This window comes from Streptomyces sp. NPDC056373 (assembly GCF_042262425.1).
Lineage (GTDB): Bacteria > Actinomycetota > Actinomycetes > Streptomycetales > Streptomycetaceae > Streptomyces.
This window is the reverse complement of sequence record NZ_JBHJPX010000014.1, coordinates 140153-156046: the sequence shown is the minus strand read 5'-3', so window position 1 is coordinate 156046 and position 15894 is coordinate 140153. Positions and strand designations below refer to the sequence as shown.

Genomic DNA, 15894 nt, shown 5'->3' with positions numbered 1-15894 from the left:
GCGCGTCCGGCCGCGTTCACCGAAGCGGCCGGCCGGTGACCGGGCGTCAGCGCGCGGTCAGCGTGTGCACGTGCTCCACGAGCCGCGTCAGGGCGTCCGGGTCGGTGGACGGCATGACGCCGTGGCCGAGGTTGAAGACATGGCCCTCGAGGTTCTTCGCCGAGTCCAGGACCTCGCGGGTCTTGGCCTCGACGGCCTCCGTCGGGGCGAACAGCACGGTCGGGTCGAGGTTGCCCTGGAGGGCCTTGCCGGGGCCGACCCGGCGGGCGGCCTCGTCCATCGGGACACGCCAGTCGACGCCCACGACGTCCGCGCCGGCCTCGCCCATGAGGCCCAGCAGCTCGCCGGTGCCGACGCCGAAGTGGATGCGCGGGACGCCGTACCCGGCGACGGCCTCGAACACCTTCGCGGAGGCCGGCAGCACCGAGCGGCGGTAGTCGACGGGGGCGAGCGCACCGGCCCAGGAGTCGAACAGCTGGACCGCCGAGGCGCCCGCCTCGATCTGCACCTTCAGGAACGCGGCGGTGATGTCCGAAAGCCGGTCGAGCAGGTCGGCCCACAGCTCGGGGTCGCCGTACATCATCGCCTTGGCGTTCTCGTACGTGCGGGACGGGCCGCCCTCGACGAGGTAGCTGGCGAGGGTGAAGGGGGCGCCGGCGAAGCCGATGAGGGGCGTGGCGCCGAGCTCGCGGGTGAGCAGGCCGATGGCCTCGGTGACGTAGGAGACGTCCTCGGGGGTCAGGTCGCGCAGCTGCGCGAGGTCCTCCCGGGTGCGGATCGGGCGCTCGACGACCGGGCCGACGCCGGGCTTGATGTCGAGGTCGATGCCGATGGCCTTGAGCGGGACGACGATGTCGCTGAAGTAGATGGCCGCGTCCACGCCGTGCCGGCGCACCGGCTGGAGCGTGATCTCGGTGACCAGGTCGGGCCGCATGCAGGACTCGAGCATCCCGATGCCCTCGCGCACCTTGCGGTACTCCGGCAGTGAGCGCCCGGCCTGCCGCATGAACCACACGGGCGTGTGCGGCACGGGCTCGCGCCGGCAGGCCTTGAGGAAGGCGGAGTCGTATGCGGCGGACGGCTGCTGGGCCCGAGGGGCGTCGTTGGCACTCACGGGGCCAAGTTTCGCACGCCGCCGAACGGCGTGATTCAGCCCCTGGGCAGGCGCGGGGTGTCTAGCCCGGCACCCGGGCTCCGGTCCCCGTAATCTTCCCGCATGGCTGCGGCTCAGGGACGACTGTCGGACGGCGCTGGCGGAATGGACGAAGCGAAGGACACCGAGAACGACCGGCGGGAGGCGGACTCCGCCCCGCTGCCCTTCCGGGCCGCCGTCGACGCGCTCAAGGCGGCGCGGCTGCGGCCCCAGATCGAGGTCGAGCCGACGCCCCCGCCGAGGCGGCTCGCTCCTCACAGCTACGCGCTGGAGGCGGCGGTGGTCGACGGCGACCAGGATCTGGCCGACGGCCGGCTGGTGCTGCTGCACGACCCTGCCGGGCACGACGCCTGGCGGGGCACCTTCCGGCTGGTGACGCTGGTGCGTGCCGAGCTGGAGCCGGAGATGGCGGCGGACCCGCTGCTGCCGGAGGTGTGCTGGTCCTGGCTGACCGGCGCGCTCCAGGCACGCGGACTGACCTACGGTGAGCCGAGCGGCACGGTCACGCGGGCGAGCTCCCACTACTTCGGCGGGCTCTCCGCGCGCCCGGCCGCCTCGCAGATCGAGATCCGCGCGTCGTGGACGCCGCGCGAGGGCCTGGGCGGGGTCCCGGACACGGCCGCGCACCTGGCGGCCTGGTGCGATCTGCTCGCCCAGATCGCGGGGCTGCCTCCGGCCGTTCCCGGCGACGCGTCGGTGGTGACGCTGCCCCAGCGGCGAGGACCGCAGTCCCGCTGACCGGTCCCTGACCTCCCCGATCTCCCTCTGACCGCCCCGCACTGATCGACCTTGTGCGGGGCGGTCAACCATGTCCGGTCGACGATCACACCTGAGTACCCCTCTTGGCCGAATCACTTTGTCGATACGGCCACTTTCGACCGCGTATCGACGCAGACCGAAACCGTTCGACCTTCGAATGATCGACCGCGTGTCCGAATTGCACGGATTGTTATCACCGATTCGTGATCATTCTCTAAAGGCGGACGGGTTCGGTGCCGAAGACGACTGTGACCTTGAAAGCACGGTTCGTCCCGGCTTCACCCCCCACGAGCCGGCCCCGTCCCGCACCCCAGGAGGCCTGGTGTCCGTTCTCCTCGAGCAGCCCGCAAGCCTGGTCGCCTACCGCCCGAACAAGCCGACCGCCATGGTGGTCGTGGCCGACCCGCGCGTCCGCTCCACCGTCACCCGCCATCTGTGGGCGCTCGGTGTGCGCGACGTCATCGAGGCCTCGTCCATCGCGGAGGCTCGTCCCCGCATCGGCAACCCCCGCGACATCTGTGTCGCAGACGTCCACCTGCCGGACGGCTCCGGCCTCACGCTGCTGTCGGAGACCCGCGCCGCGGGCTGGCCCAACGGGCTCGCCCTCTCCGCCGCCGACGACATCGGCGCCGTGCGCAACGCACTCGCCGGCGGCGTGAAGGGTTACGTCGTCACCGGCACCCGTACCAACGTCGGGCTCCCCACCCGGCCGGGCGCCGCCCCCATCGGCGCCGCCGCCGCGCGACTGCACCGCCGCCCCCCGGGCGCCCCGAGCCACCCGGGCGGCTACCGCGAACTGTCCGGCCGCGAGGTCGAGGTGCTGCGGCTGGTCGCGGAGGGCCAGTCGAACAAGGCGATCGGCGTCTCGATGGGCCTGTCCGCCCTGACCGTCAAGAGCCACCTCGCCCGCATCGCCCGCAAGCTCGGCACGGGCGACCGCGCCGGCATGGTCGCGGTGGCGCTGCGGACCGGGATCATCCACTGACCCGATCCGCCGTGCCCCTTCGTGATCATCTCCTCACGTGACGCGGGACCGGCCGCCGGCCCCGTTCACGTCCCTCACGGTTCGTGAACCCGCCGCTTCCCCGACATGACTGGTTTGCGACCCCCGAGCGCCCGCCGACGGAACGTTCCGTCGGCGGGCGCTGTCCATACATGGATACCCTTGACATGTGACCGACGCCCACGACACCGCAGCAGACAGCTCACTGCGAACCACCGGAGGCGCCCCTCCGGACGACGGCGGATCTTCTGCTACGGAGGCGCCGATCCCTCTGCTGGAACCGCGTGAGGGCATTCCGCCCGTCATCGCGGACGAGACCGCCCTGGCCCGGGTGATCGCCGCCTTCGCGGCGGGGTCCGGCCCCGTCGCCGTCGACGCCGAACGCGCGTCCGGCTACCGCTACGGGCAGCGCGCCTACCTCGTGCAACTGCGCCGCGAGGGTGCCGGCACGGCCCTGATCGACCCCGTCGCCTGCCCCGACCTGTCCGCCCTCGGTGACGCCCTGTCCGGCGTCGAGTGGGTGCTGCACGCCGCCACCCAGGACCTGCCGTGCCTGCGCGAGATAGGCATGGTGCCCACCCGGCTGTTCGACACGGAGCTGGCCGGGCGGCTCGCCGGGTTCCCCCGGGTCGGCCTCGGCGCGATGGTCGAGAGCGTGCTGGGCTTCGTCCTGGAGAAGGGCCACTCCGCCGTCGACTGGTCGACCCGGCCCCTGCCCGAGCCCTGGCTGCGCTACGCGGCGCTGGACGTCGAACTGCTCGTCGACCTGCGCGACGCGCTGGAGAAGGAGCTGGACCGGCAGGGAAAGCTCGAATGGGCCCGCCAGGAGTTCGACGCGATCGCCTCGGCCCCGCCGCCCGAGCCCCGCAAGGACCCGTGGCGGCGTACGTCCGGCATGCACAAGGTGCGCCGGCGGCGGCAGCTGGCCGTCGTTCGGGAACTGTGGCAGACCCGGGACCGGATCGCGCAGCGGCGGGACGTGTCGCCGGGCAAGGTGCTCGGGGACGCGGCCATCGTCGAGGCCGCGCTGGCGGTTCCGGCCAATGTGCAGGCGCTGGCCGCGCTGAACGGTTTCGGCCACCGCGTCGGCAAGCGGCAGCTGGAGCAGTGGCAGGCGGCGGTGGACCGGGCGAAGGCGCTGAGCGAGGCGCAGCTGCCGCAGCCGGGGCAGCCGGTCGCCGGCCCTCCGCCGCCGCGCGCCTGGGCCGACAAGGACCCCGCGGCCGCGGCGCGGTTGTCCGCGGCCAGGGCCGGGGTGACGGCGCTGGCCGAGCAGCTGACCATGCCGCAGGAGAACCTGATCACGCCGGACACGGTGCGGCGGGTGTGCTGGGAGCCTCCGGCGGTGGTCGACGCCGAGTCGGTGGCCGCCGCCCTGGCCGGGCACGGGGCCCGGCCGTGGCAGGTGGAGCAGGTGACGCCGGTGCTCGTGGAGGCGCTGTCCGGCAAGGAGGCGTAGCCGCCGTGACCGTCCTCGTCGTACGGCGGCTGCGAGTCGCGTGTGGCTGTTCGCGGCCACGCGGCGGAGCCGCACATCGGCACAGCCCCGCGCCCCTGAACGAAGGGCGTCTACTTCGTGGCACCCCGGGTGAAGCCGTTGTAGATGAAGCGCTGGAGGAACAGGAAGACCACCAGGGTCGGGACGATCACCAGGATCGCTCCGGCCGAGATCGTCTCCCAGTGGGCGCCGAAGGGGCCCTTGAAGCGGAACAGCGACGTCGAGATCACGCCAAGATCTTCGGAGGGCATGTAGAGGAAGGGGATGTAGAAGTCGTTGTAGACGGTGATCCCCTTCACGATCACGACCGTCGCGATCGCCGGCTTCAGCAACGGGAAGATGATCTTGCGGTAGACCGTGAACGCGTTGGCGCCGTCGAGGCGGGCCGACTCGTCCAGTGAGACCGGGATGGACCGGACGAACTGCAGGAAGATGTAGATCGAGACGATGTCCGTGCCCATGTACAGGACGATCGGCGCCCACAGGCTGTCGAACATGCCGAAGCTGTTGACGATCTGGAAGGTGGCCACCTGAGTGGTCACACCGGGGACCAGCGCGGCGACCAGGAACAGGGCCAGGACCGCCTTGCGGAAGCGGAACCGGAAGCGGTCGATGGCGTAGGCCGTCATCGAGCCGATGAGGACCGTGCCGCCGATCGCGACGACCAGGATGATCGCCGTGTTGCCGAAGGCCGAGAGCATCCGGCCGCCCTGGAACGCCGTCACGTAGTTGTGGAAGTTCAGCGGGTCCTCAGGTAGCGCGAGCGCTCCGCTGCCGTCGGCCATCTCCCGCTCGGACTTGAGCGAGGTCAGGAACACCGCGGCGAGCGGGAGCAGGACCACCGCGGTCGCGGCGATCAGCGACAGGTGCACGAGGACGCGGGTCACCGCACGGCGGGTCATACGAGGTCCACCTTGTCGTCGGGGGCGAGGCGCCGCTGCACCCAGGTCACCGCCAGGACGATCAGCAACAGCACGAGCGCGGCCGCCGAGGCCAGCCCCGTCTTGTTGAACTGGAACGCCAGCTTCACGGTCTGGATCACGAACGTCTCGGTGCCGGTCGCGCCGCCCGTCATGATGTACGGGATCTCGAAGACCGACAGGGAGCCCGAGATCGAGAGGATCACGGTGAGGGACAGCACCGGCTTGATGCCCGGCGCGATGATGTACCGGAACTGGTGCCAGCGGTTCGCGCCGTCCAGCTCGGCCGCCTCGTACAGCTCCCCCGGAATCGACTGGATCGCGCCGAGGAACAGCACGAAGTTCAGGCCCAGATAGCGCCAGACGGAGACGCCCGCCAGGGACGTGTTCGCCGACTCCGGGGTGCCCAGCCAGGCCCGGTCGCTCTCCACGCCGAACAGGCTCAGCACCGAGTCGAGGGTGCCGCCGTCCTGGAAGAAGTAGAGGAAGACGAACCCGATCGCCACCCCGTTGATCAGGTACGGGAAGAACAGCACGCCCTTGAAGAAGTTCCGGAAGCGCACGTCGAAGCTGAGGATCGTGGCGAACCAGAGCGCGGCCACGATCTGGATCACGGACGCCGCCAGGTAGTAGCCGCTGACCCAGAAGACCTCGAACAGCTCGGAACGGGTGAAGAGTTCGGCGTAGTTCTCGGCGCCCGTGTAGTTCAGCTCGGGGCTCACCCCGTCCCAGTCGGTGAAGCTGTACGCGACCATGTTGGCGATCGGCGCGTAGGTGAAGACGACCAGGAGAGTGAGCGGGGCGAGCAGGAAGAGCCAGGGGGTGGCCCCGCGCCACAGACGTGCCGGGCGCGGGGCGGGGGCCGGAGCCGGGGCGGCGGCCGCCTTCGCGGCGGCCTGGACGGCCGCCGTCTCGGTGGTGCCCGTCATCAGGACCCCAGCGACTTCTGCGTCTCGGTCCACTTCTCGCCGAGGCCGTCCAGGAAGTCGTCCGGGTCGCCCTTCCTGGCGCCGCGGGCCATGTCGACGAGTTCCTGGCGGTAGTCGGGCTTGTTGATGCCGACCTCGGACTGGTTGTCGATGCTCTTCACCTCGGCGCCCTTGCTGTCGTCGAGTTCGAGCAGCTTGACGCCCGCCTCCTCGTACGGCTTCAGGACATCGGGAAGCGGGGCGTCCTTCAGCGGGGACAGCGCCAGGTTGTCCTGCGCGTAGCCGGACTTCTCGGTGAACCAGTCGATCCAGGCGCGGGCGGCCTCCTTGTGCGAGGAGTTGATGTTGACGGCCTGGTTGTAGTCGGGGGACGTCACGGCGCAGAACGTGCCGTCCTTCTGGGCGGGGAAGGGCATGAACCCGATGTCGTCCGGGTCGGCGCCGGCCTGCTTCGCCGCGCCCTGCATCTGGATGACCGCCCAGGAGCCGAGCCACATGGTGGCGATCTCGCCCTTGGCCAGCTTGGGCTTGGACGCCTCCCAGTTGGTGGTGGTCGGGTCCTTCTCGACGAGCCCCTCGTGCACGATGTCGTACAGCAGGGTGTCCGCCACGCGCAGGTCGGCTCCCTCGGCCCAGGGGTTGCCCTCGGCGAGGCGGGTCGTGGCCTGATCGTCACAGCCGACCGAGCCGTTGACGCCCGTCCACTGGCTGAGCGGCCATTTGTCCTTGAAGTTGGTGTAGTAGGGGACCGCGTCGGTCTTCGACTTGATCGCCTTGAGGCCGGCGAGGAACTGGGCCGGTGTCGTGGGCCATTGCGTGACCCCGGCCTCTCTCCAGACCTTCTTGTTGTAGATGAACCCCGGAAGTGCGCCCAGCGGGCTCTGGCCGTAGACCTTGCCGCCGACGCTCGTGAAGTCCGTGAAGCGGTACTTCTTGCCGCGCTCCGCCTCGCTGCCCAGCGAGGCGAAGAACCTGGGGTAGTCCTTCTTCTCGATCACCGAGGGGATCATGAGGACGTCCCCGTAGTTCTCCGTGTTCATACGGATCTTGACTTCGCCCTCGTAGTCGGTGATGCCGTCGAACTCGACCTTCACCTTGGGGTACGTCCGGTTGAACTCGGCGGCGTACTTCTTCATCGTCCCGTCCTGCACTAGGTCGGTGCGGTGGGTGAGGACGGTGATGGTTCCGCCGACCTTGGCGGGATCGTCCGGCGCCTCGGCGTCGGCGCCCTCGGAGGAGCTTCCGGTGCCGGTGCAGCCGGAGGCCAGCAGGGCGGCGCCCGCGGCGAGGGCGAGGAGGGTACGGCGGTTCATGTGCATCAGCTCCGTTCGCGGAGGGGAACTCGGGACGGACGAGCACGTGCGGTATGGCTGGTTCGGAACTCTGACAGTGCGCACTCAACCGGTAAAGTCCCAATCCCGCCAACGATGCGAAACCGACACACGACTCTTCACTGGACCGGTTAAGGGAGTGCGCATGCTGGAGGCCACACCGCTCGGCGACGGCTGGATCCTGCGGCACGACTCGGACGGACTGCCGGCCGGTGTGCCGGGGTGCGTGCACACCGACCTGATGTCGGCCGGGGTGATCCCGGACCCGTTCCTCGGCCGGAACGAGACCGAGGTGGCCTGGGTGGGGCGCCGGGACTGGACCTACGAGCGGGAACTCGTGGGCTCGTCCGCGCAGGAGCAGACCGACCTGGTCTTCGACGGGCTCGACACCGTCGCCGAGATCTCCCTGGACGGGCGGCCGCTGGGGAAGGTGCGCAACATGCACCGGTCCTACCGGTTCGACGTGACGGGGCTGTCCGGGCGGCTGTCCGTGCGGTTCGTCTCGGCGTACGCCGAGGCCGAGGCGGTGCGGGGCCGGGTCGGCGAGCGCCCCGCCGCCTACGCCGAGCCCTACCAGTACCTGCGCAAGATGGCCTGCTCCTTCGGCTGGGACTGGGGGCCCACCCTGGTGACGGCCGGGATCTGGCGGCCGGTGCGCCTGGAGCACTGGTCGACGGCCCGGATCGCCCGGGTGCGCCCGCTGGTCACCGTCGAGGAGGGCACGGGCGTCGTCGAGCTGGTCGTGGACGTCGAGCGGACCCGGGTCGAGGCACCGCTCGCCGTGGAGGCGACCGTCGCGGGAGTGCGGGCCCGGGCCGAGATCGAGGGAGCGGGCGGGGCCGTACGGCTGCGGGTGCCGGGCGCACGGCTGTGGTGGCCGCGCGGCTACGGCGAACAGCCGCTCTACGAAGTCGAGTTGAAGCTGCTGCACGGCGAGGAGCCGCTGGACGTGTGGCGGCGGCGGGTCGGCTTCCGGACCGTGGAGCTGGACCGGCGGCCCGACGCGCACGGCACCGGCTTCACCCTCGTCGTCAACGGCGAGCGGCTCTTCGCGCGGGGCGTCAACTGGATCCCCGACGACGTCTTCCCCTCCCGGATCACCCGCGAGCGCTACCGGGAACGGCTGGAGCAGGCGGCCGGCGCCGGCGTCGACCTCGTCCGGATCTGGGGCGGCGGGATCTACGAGAGCGAGGACTTCTACGACGCCTGCGACGAACTGGGCCTGCTGGTCTGGCAGGACTTCCCGTTCGCCTGCGCGGCCTACCCGGAGGAGCAGCCGCTGCGCGGCGAGGTGGAGGCCGAGGCGCGGGAGAACGTCGTACGGCTGATGCCGCATCCGTCGCTCGTGCTGTGGAACGGCAACAACGAGAACCTGTGGGGGTTCCGCGACTGGGAGTGGGAGCCGCGGCTGGCCGGGGACTCCTGGGGGGAGGGGTACTACCTGGGTGTGCTGCCGCGCGTGGTGGCCGAGCTGGACCCGACCCGGCCGTACACGGCGGGCAGCCCCTGGTCCGGGTCGTGGGAGCACCACCCGAACGACCCGGCGCACGGCACCCACCACTCGTGGGAGGTGTGGAACCGGGAGGACTACGCGGACTACCGGCTGAGCGTGCCGCGCTTCGTCGCCGAGTTCGGCTGGCAGGCCCCGCCCGCGTACAGCACGCTGCGCCGGGCCCTGCCCGGGGAGGAGCTCGCGCCCGGCTCCCCCGGCGTGCTGCACCACCAGAAGGCCGACGACGGCAACGGCAAGCTGGAGCGGGGGCTCCAGCGGCATTTCACCGTGCCGGAGGGCGACTTCGACCGGTGGCACTACCTGATGCAGCTCAACCAGGCACGGGCGGTCGCGGCCGGGATCGAGCACTGGCGGGCGCACTGGCCGGTGTGCGCGGGCACGATTCTCTGGCAGCTCAACGACTGCTGGCCGGTGACGTCCTGGGCGGCGATCGACGGGGACGGCCGGGAGAAGCCGCTGTACCACGAGCTGAGGCGGCTGTACGCGGACCGGCTGCTGACGATCCTGGCGGTGGACGGCGGCGTGGAGCTGGCCGCCGTGAACCAGGCGGCCGGGGACTGGGCGGGGGCGCTGACCCTGCGGCGGATGTCCGTCGAGGGCGAGGTGCTGGGGCAGGCGGAGGTGGAGCTGGCGGCCGGGGCGCGCAGCGTGGCCCGGGTGGACGTGCCGCGCGAGCTGACGCCCCTCGGGCCGAAGGAGTTCCTGGTCGCGGACGCGGACGGCGGCGCGGGCGCCGGTGCGGGCGCGGGCGCCGGTGCGGGCGCGGGGAGGCTGCGGGCGCTGCATTTCCCCGTGCCCGACCGTGAAGTCCCCTACCCGGCCCCGCGGTTCGAGGTCGCGCTCGCCCCGGGCGGCATCACCGTGACCGCCCGCACCCTGGTCCGGGACCTGCTGCTCCAGGCCGACCGGCTGGAGCCGGGGGCGCGGGCCGACCGGGGGCTGGTCACCCTGCTGCCGGGCGAAGAGGTGACCATCGGGGTGCGCGGCTGGAAGACTCCGGACGCGGAGACCGCCCGTTCGGCCCTGTACTGCGTGGAGCCCACCCGATGACGGCAACGCCGACCCCTCGCGTCACCATCAAGGACGTCGCCGCGCGCGCCGGTGTGTCCAAGGGTGCCGTGTCCCTCGCCTTCAACCACAAGCCCGGGCTCGCGGAGGCCACCCGGGACCGGATCTTCCGGGCGGCGCGCGAACTGGGCTGGGCGCCGAGTCTCACGGCACGGACCCTGGCCGGATCGCGAGTGGACGTGGTGGGCCTGGCGGTGTGCCGGCCCGCGCGGGTCCTGGGGCTCGAGCCCTGGTACATGGAGTTCGTCTCCGGCGTGGAGAGTGTGCTGGCCGAACACTCCAGCTCGTTGCTGCTGAGGCTGGTACGGAACATGGACGAGGAGGTGGGCGTCCAGGAGGCGTGGTGGCGGGCGCGGCAGATCGGCGGGTCCATCCTCGTCGACTTCCGGGCGGACGACCCTCGGGCGGGCATGGCGCAGCGCCTCGGGATGCCCGCGGTCGCCGTCGGGCATCCTTCGCTGACCGGGGGGCTCACGTCGGTGTGGACGGACGACGCCACGGCCGTGACGGAGGCGGTGCGATATCTGGCCGCCCTCGGGCACCGGCGGATCGCCCGGGTGGGCGGGGCGGCGGACCTCGGGCACACGGCGATCCGGACGGCGGCGTTCGACGAGGCGGCGGGGGCGCTGGCGCTGGCCGGGGCATGGCAGGTCGCGACGGACTTCTCGGGGGACGCGGGGGCGCGGGCGACCCGCTCGCTGCTGACCGCGGCACCCGCCGACCGGCCGACGGCGATCGTGTACGACAACGACATCATGGCCGTGGCGGGGTTGTCGGTGGCGGCGGAGATGGGGCTGCGGGTGCCGGAGGACGTGTCGCTGCTGGCCTGGGACGACTCGCAGCTGTGCCGGCTGACGCATCCGACGCTTTCGGCCATGAGCCATGACGTGCATGGGTTCGGAGCGGAGGTGGCCCGGACGTTGTTCTCGGTGATCGCCGGGGGTGAGGGTGGGTCGCATCCTGTGCCGACCCCTGTGCTGACGCCTCGGGGGTCGACTGCGCCGCCTCGGTAGGGACCGTGCGAGGGTGCGGGTGGTCGTGGGTTGCTCGCGCAGTTCCCCGCGCCCCTGAAAAGCAGGGCGCTGCCCTCATGGGGTGTGACCTTCGCCGCTCCGCCTGCCAGGGGTGTGCAGTCACGTTACTCATAAGTAGCATGGGCCTGAGCGCGCGCTCAGCGCATCGCAGCAGCAATGCAGATCCTGACCCTGGAGGAGAGCCATCGTGCCTCGTACCGTCAGGGACGTCGTCTTCGTCGACGGCGTCCGCACCCCGTTCGGCAAGGCGGGCCCGAAGGGCATCTACCACGAGACCCGTGCCGACGACCTCGTCGTGAAGGCGATCCGGGAGCTGCTGCGCCGCAACCCCGGACTCGACCCGAAGAAGATCGACGAGGTCGCCATCGCCGCGACCACGCAGATCGGTGACCAGGGCCTGACCATCGGCCGCACCGCCGGGATCCTCGCGGGTCTCCCGCAGTCCGTACCGGGCTACTCCATCGACCGCATGTGCGCCGGCGCCCTGACGGCCGTGACCTCGGTCGCCGGTTCCGTCGCCTTCGGCGCCTACGACATCGCCATCGCGGGCGGTGTCGAGCACATGGGCCGCCACCCCATGGGCGAGGGCGTGGACCCGAACCCGCGGTTCGTCTCCGAGAAGCTGGTCGACGAGTCGGCCCTGTTCATGGGCATGACCGCGGAGAACCTGCACGACCGCTACCCGCAGATCACCAAGCAGCGCGCCGACGAGTACGCCGTGCGCTCCCAGGAGAAGGCCGCCAAGGCGTACGCCAACGGCAAGATCCAGGCCGACCTGGTGCCGGTCTCGGTCCGCCGCACCTCCCCCGAGGCCGGTGAGACGGGCTGGGGCCTGGTCACCGCCGACGAGCCGATGCGCCCGGGCACGACCCTGGAGAACCTCTCCGGCCTGAAGACCCCGTTCCGTGTGCACGGCCGGGTCACCGCTGGTAACGCGGCCGGTCTGAACGACGGCGCCACCGCCTCGCTCATCGCCTCCGAGGACTTCGCGCGCGAGCACGACCTCCCCGTGAAGATGCGCCTGGTCTCCTACTCCTTCGTGGGCGTCGAGCCGGAGGTCATGGGCTACGGCCCGATCCCGGCGACGGAGAAGGCGCTGGCCCAGGCCGGCCTGTCGATCTCCGACATCGGCCTGTTCGAGATCAACGAGGCCTTCGCCGTCCAGGTCCTGGCCTTCCTGGACCACTACGGCATCGCCGACGACGACGAGCGCGTCAACCAGTACGGCGGTGCCATCGCCTTCGGCCACCCGCTGGCCTCCTCCGGCGTCCGCCTGATGACGCAGCTGGCCCGCCAGTTCGAGGAGCAGCCGCACGTCCGCTACGGCCTGACCACCATGTGCGTCGGCTTCGGCATGGGCGCGACGGTCATCTGGGAGAACCCGCACTTCGAGGGGGACAAGTGAGCACCACCGCCGAGCTTCTCAAGCAGGCTTCCGAGCTGTTCCCGGACGAGGTCGTCACAGTTGCGCACGTACGCCACTTCGACCTCCCCCTCGGTGCCGGGCGCTTCGCCCTGATCACCCTGGACAACGGCCACGACCACACCAAGCCGACCACCTTCGGCCCGGCCTCGCTGGCGAACCTGAACGCCGCGATCGACCAGGTCGAGAAGGAGGCGGCGGACGGCGAGATCATCGGCGTCGGCATCACCGGCAAGCCGTTCATCTTCGCGGTCGGCGCCGACCTCAAGGGCGTGGAGATCCTCAAGGAGTACGAGCACGCCCTCGCCATCGGCAAGGGCGGCCACGAGGTCTTCAAGCGGCTGTCCGAGCTGGCCGTGCCGACCTTCGCGTACTACAACGGCGCCGCGATGGGCGGCGGTGTCGAGGTCGGTCTGCACTGCACCTACCGCACCGTGTCCGCGGCCCTGCCGGCGTTCTCGCTGCCCGAGGTCTTCCTCGGTCTGGTCCCGGGCTGGGGCGGCTGCGCCCTGCTGCCGAACCTGATCGGCCCCGAGAAGGCCGTCTCGGTGATCATCGAGAACAGCCTCAACCAGAACAGGCAGCTCAAGGGCAAGCAGGTCTACGAGCTCGGGATCGCCGACGCGATCTTCGAGGGCGCGGACTTCCTGGAGCAGTCGCTGATCTGGACCGCCGCCGTCCTCAAGGGCGAGCTGGAGATCGAGCGCCCGGTGATCGACCGCGGCGAGGCCTGGGACCAGGCCGTCGCCAAGGGCCGCTTCATCGCGGACTCCAAGGTGCACGGCGCCGCCCCGGCCGCCTACCGCGCCCTGGACATCATCGCCGCCGCCAAGGACGGCGACCTCCAGCAGGGCTACGACGCCGAGGACAAGGCCCTCGCCGACCTCATCATGGGCGGCGAACTGCGCTCCGGCATCTACGCCTTCAACCTGGTGCAGAAGCGCGGCAAGCGCCCGGCCGGCGCCCCGGACAAGAACCTGGCCCGCCCGGTCACCAAGGTCGGTGTCGTCGGCGCCGGCCTGATGGCCAGCCAGCTCGCGCTGCTGTTCCTGCGCCGCCTGGAGGTCCCGGTCGTCCTCACGGACATCGACCAGGAGCGCGTCGACAAGGGCGTGGGCTACGTCCACGCCGAGATCGACAAGCTGCTCGGCAAGGGCCGCATCAACCAGGACAAGGCCAACCGCCTCAAGGCGCTGGTGTCCGGTGTGCTGGACAAGGCCGAGGGCTTCTCGGACGCCGACTTCGTCATCGAGGCGGTCTTCGAGGAGATCGGCGTCAAGCAGCAGGTGTTCGCGGAGGTCGAGGCGGTCGCCCCGGCGCACGCCATCTTCGCCACCAACACCTCCTCCCTCTCCGTCTCGGAGATGGCGTCGAAGCTGAAGCACCCCGAGCGGGTCGTCGGCTTCCACTTCTTCAACCCGGTCGCGGTCCTGCCGCTGCTGGAGATCGTCCGCGGCGAGAAGACCGACGACGCCTCCCTCGCCACGGCCTTCGCCGTCGCCAAGAAGCTGAAGAAGACCGCGGTCCTCACCAAGGACGCCCCGGCGTTCGTCGTGAACCGCATCCTGACCCGCTTCATGGGCGAGATCCAGAACATCATCGACGAGGGCACCCCCGTCGAGGTCGCCGAGAAGGGCGTCGAGCCGCTCGGTCTGCCGATGTCGCCGCTGGTCCTGCTGGAGCTCGTCGGCCCGGCGATCGGTCTGCACGTCTCGGAGACGCTCAACCGGGCCTTCCCGGACCGCTTCACGGTCTCCCCGAACCTCGCGGCCGTCGTCAAGGCGGGCAAGCGCGGCTTCTACGTCTACGACAGCGGCAAGCCGGAGCTGGACCCCGAGGTCGCCGCGCTGCTGAAGCAGGGCGACACCGTCCTGACGGAGGAGCAGGTCCGCGACCGCGTGCTCGACGCGGTGGCGCAGGAGATCGGCATCATGCTCGACGAGGGCGTCGTCGCCGAGGCGCAGGACATCGACCTGTGCCTCATCACGGGCGCCGGCTGGCCCTTCCACCTGGGCGGCATCACGCCGTACCTGGACCGCGAGGGTGTCTCCGAGCGCGTGAACGGCAAAAGGTTCCTGGCGCAGGGCGTCGCGAGCGTCCCGGCGTGACGCGTAACCCCTGAAGGGGGCGGGCGTACGGGTGACAACCCGTGCACCCGCCCCCCTTTTTTTTGCGGCAAGGGGGCCGGCTTCACTTCCCGCAGGCGGTCAGAGCTCCCGCCAGGCCTCCAGAGCGAGCCCCGGCTCGTCCTTGCGACGGGTGAGCAGTACGGTCCCCGTCGAGGGCGACAGGGAGGCCGCGACGACCTCCCCGTGCTCGTCGAGGGCCACCGACACGACGGCGTCGGAAGGCAGCCGGGGGCCGGACTCGGTCCACCAGGCACCGGCCGACTCCTGCTCGGTCGGATAGGCGGCGAAGGCGACCCGGCCGCTCGCCGACCGCTGGGCGAGCACGGTGCAGTCGTACCCCTCTATGACGCACCGGACGGCGGAGACCGGCCCCGGCCCGGCCGACGCCAGCAGGGTCACCGGCTTCTCACCGGGACGCCAGGTGCACAGATCGCCGGAGCCGTCGGTGAAGAAGAGGGTGGTGTGCTCGGCGGACGTGGCGAGCGCGCGCAGGGTTCCGGGACGCACGGGAGTCTCGACGCCCTCGGTCCGCACCGGCTTCCTGCCGTCCGACTCCTGGCGCCAGCGCAGGATCCCGCCGGGTGCGCAGGCGTACAGCCCGACCAGCCCCGACTCACCGGTGACGGCCGCCAACTCCCCCTCGACGTCACGCCCTTCGAGGTCCAGCCAGCCTCCCCAGCCGCCCTTCACCTTCTGGTTGCGCAGGCTGACTCCGCCGTTCCCGTTGCGGACGAACACATACCCGCGCCCCGCCCCGTCCACGGTCACGGCGGGCGGCCCCGTACGGTCGCCCTTCTTGTCCGGGTGGCCGATGGGAGTCCAGTCCAGGGGCGCCAGGTGGGGGCGGAAGTGCGTGGAGTGCACGAGCCCGGACTCGCCCGGGGCGGTGGGCCGCCAGGCCGCCAGATGTGCGTAGCCGTCGGCGCCCTGTCCGACCGCCGCCACCGGGTGCAGCTTCTGGGCACCGCCGACCGTTCGCGGGTCGTCCTCCCAGGGACCTCCGGGGCCGAGCTCCGCCCGGCACAGGACGGCTTCGCCGGAGGGCAGATACACGGTGAGGCGGCCGTCGCGGCCGCGGATGAGCCAGTCGCCGTTCACCAGTTCACTTTATGCGGCCGACCGGTCCCGGCGCGC

Annotated in this window: 12 protein-coding genes; 7 read left to right on the top strand and 5 right to left on the bottom strand. The window is 71.2% G+C overall.

Going from position 1 to position 15894, the window contains the following annotated elements; genetic code table 11:
* Positions 1-46: 46 nt before the first annotated feature.
* Complete coding sequence (gene hemE / locus ACFCXS_RS28450) at positions 47-1114, bottom strand: uroporphyrinogen decarboxylase (RefSeq protein ID WP_376646186.1); 1068 nt, start codon at positions 1112-1114, stop codon at positions 47-49.
* A gap of 102 nt (positions 1115-1216) precedes the next feature.
* Here hemE and ACFCXS_RS28445 point away from each other — a divergent pair, with 102 nt between their 5' ends.
* The 3 genes from ACFCXS_RS28445 to ACFCXS_RS28435 all read left to right on the top strand — a co-directional run bounded on the left by ACFCXS_RS28445 (position 1217) and on the right by ACFCXS_RS28435 (position 4374).
* Complete coding sequence (locus ACFCXS_RS28445) at positions 1217-1891, top strand: DUF3000 domain-containing protein (protein ID WP_104778336.1); 675 nt, start codon at positions 1217-1219, stop codon at positions 1889-1891.
* Positions 1892-2234: 343 nt separating this feature from the next.
* Positions 2235-2897 carry a response regulator transcription factor gene (locus ACFCXS_RS28440; RefSeq protein WP_003993737.1) on the top strand — a complete coding sequence of 221 codons (663 nt, stop codon included), beginning with the start codon at positions 2235-2237 and terminating at the stop codon, positions 2895-2897.
* A 187-nt stretch (positions 2898-3084) separates the two neighbouring features.
* The gene (locus ACFCXS_RS28435) at positions 3085-4374 is read left to right on the top strand and encodes a ribonuclease D (protein ID WP_376646185.1); all 1290 of its coding nucleotides are present in this window, start codon (positions 3085-3087) and stop codon (positions 4372-4374) included.
* A gap of 110 nt (positions 4375-4484) precedes the next feature.
* Here the strand turns inward: ACFCXS_RS28435 and ACFCXS_RS28430 are convergent, their stop codons facing one another.
* The 3 genes from ACFCXS_RS28430 to ACFCXS_RS28420 are packed head-to-tail and all read right to left on the bottom strand — an operon-like array spanning position 4485 to position 7575.
* Positions 4485-5315, bottom strand: coding sequence for a carbohydrate ABC transporter permease (locus ACFCXS_RS28430; protein ID WP_376646184.1), 831 nt, complete (start codon positions 5313-5315; stop codon positions 4485-4487).
* The gene (locus ACFCXS_RS28425; RefSeq protein WP_376646183.1) at positions 5312-6262 is read right to left on the bottom strand and encodes a carbohydrate ABC transporter permease; all 951 of its coding nucleotides are present in this window, start codon (positions 6260-6262) and stop codon (positions 5312-5314) included. The genes ACFCXS_RS28430 and ACFCXS_RS28425 overlap by 4 nt, the downstream gene beginning before the upstream one ends.
* Positions 6262-7575, bottom strand: coding sequence for an ABC transporter substrate-binding protein (locus tag ACFCXS_RS28420; protein ID WP_376646182.1), 1314 nt, complete (start codon positions 7573-7575; stop codon positions 6262-6264). Before ACFCXS_RS28420 ends, ACFCXS_RS28425 begins: the two co-directional genes overlap by 1 nt.
* 163 nt (positions 7576-7738) lie before the next feature.
* On the opposite strand from ACFCXS_RS28420, the gene ACFCXS_RS28415 reads away from it, so the two are divergent.
* From ACFCXS_RS28415 to ACFCXS_RS28400, 4 genes are all read left to right on the top strand, one after another.
* Entirely contained in the window at positions 7739-10156 is a 2418-nt protein-coding gene (locus ACFCXS_RS28415; protein WP_376646181.1) for a glycoside hydrolase family 2 protein, read from the top strand.
* Positions 10153-11187: a LacI family DNA-binding transcriptional regulator gene (locus tag ACFCXS_RS28410; protein WP_376646180.1), complete on the top strand. Its 1035-nt coding sequence runs from the start codon at positions 10153-10155 to the stop codon at positions 11185-11187. Before ACFCXS_RS28415 ends, ACFCXS_RS28410 begins: the two co-directional genes overlap by 4 nt.
* A gap of 208 nt (positions 11188-11395) precedes the next feature.
* Positions 11396-12613 carry an acetyl-CoA C-acyltransferase gene (locus ACFCXS_RS28405; RefSeq protein WP_102911807.1) on the top strand — a complete coding sequence of 406 codons (1218 nt, stop codon included), beginning with the start codon at positions 11396-11398 and terminating at the stop codon, positions 12611-12613.
* Complete coding sequence (locus ACFCXS_RS28400) at positions 12610-14739, top strand: 3-hydroxyacyl-CoA dehydrogenase NAD-binding domain-containing protein (protein ID WP_376646179.1); 2130 nt, start codon at positions 12610-12612, stop codon at positions 14737-14739. The genes ACFCXS_RS28405 and ACFCXS_RS28400 overlap by 4 nt, the downstream gene beginning before the upstream one ends.
* A gap of 99 nt (positions 14740-14838) precedes the next feature.
* Here the strand turns inward: ACFCXS_RS28400 and ACFCXS_RS28395 are convergent, their stop codons facing one another.
* Complete coding sequence (locus tag ACFCXS_RS28395) at positions 14839-15858, bottom strand: hypothetical protein (protein ID WP_376646178.1); 1020 nt, start codon at positions 15856-15858, stop codon at positions 14839-14841.
* Positions 15859-15894: the final 36 nt, after the last annotated feature.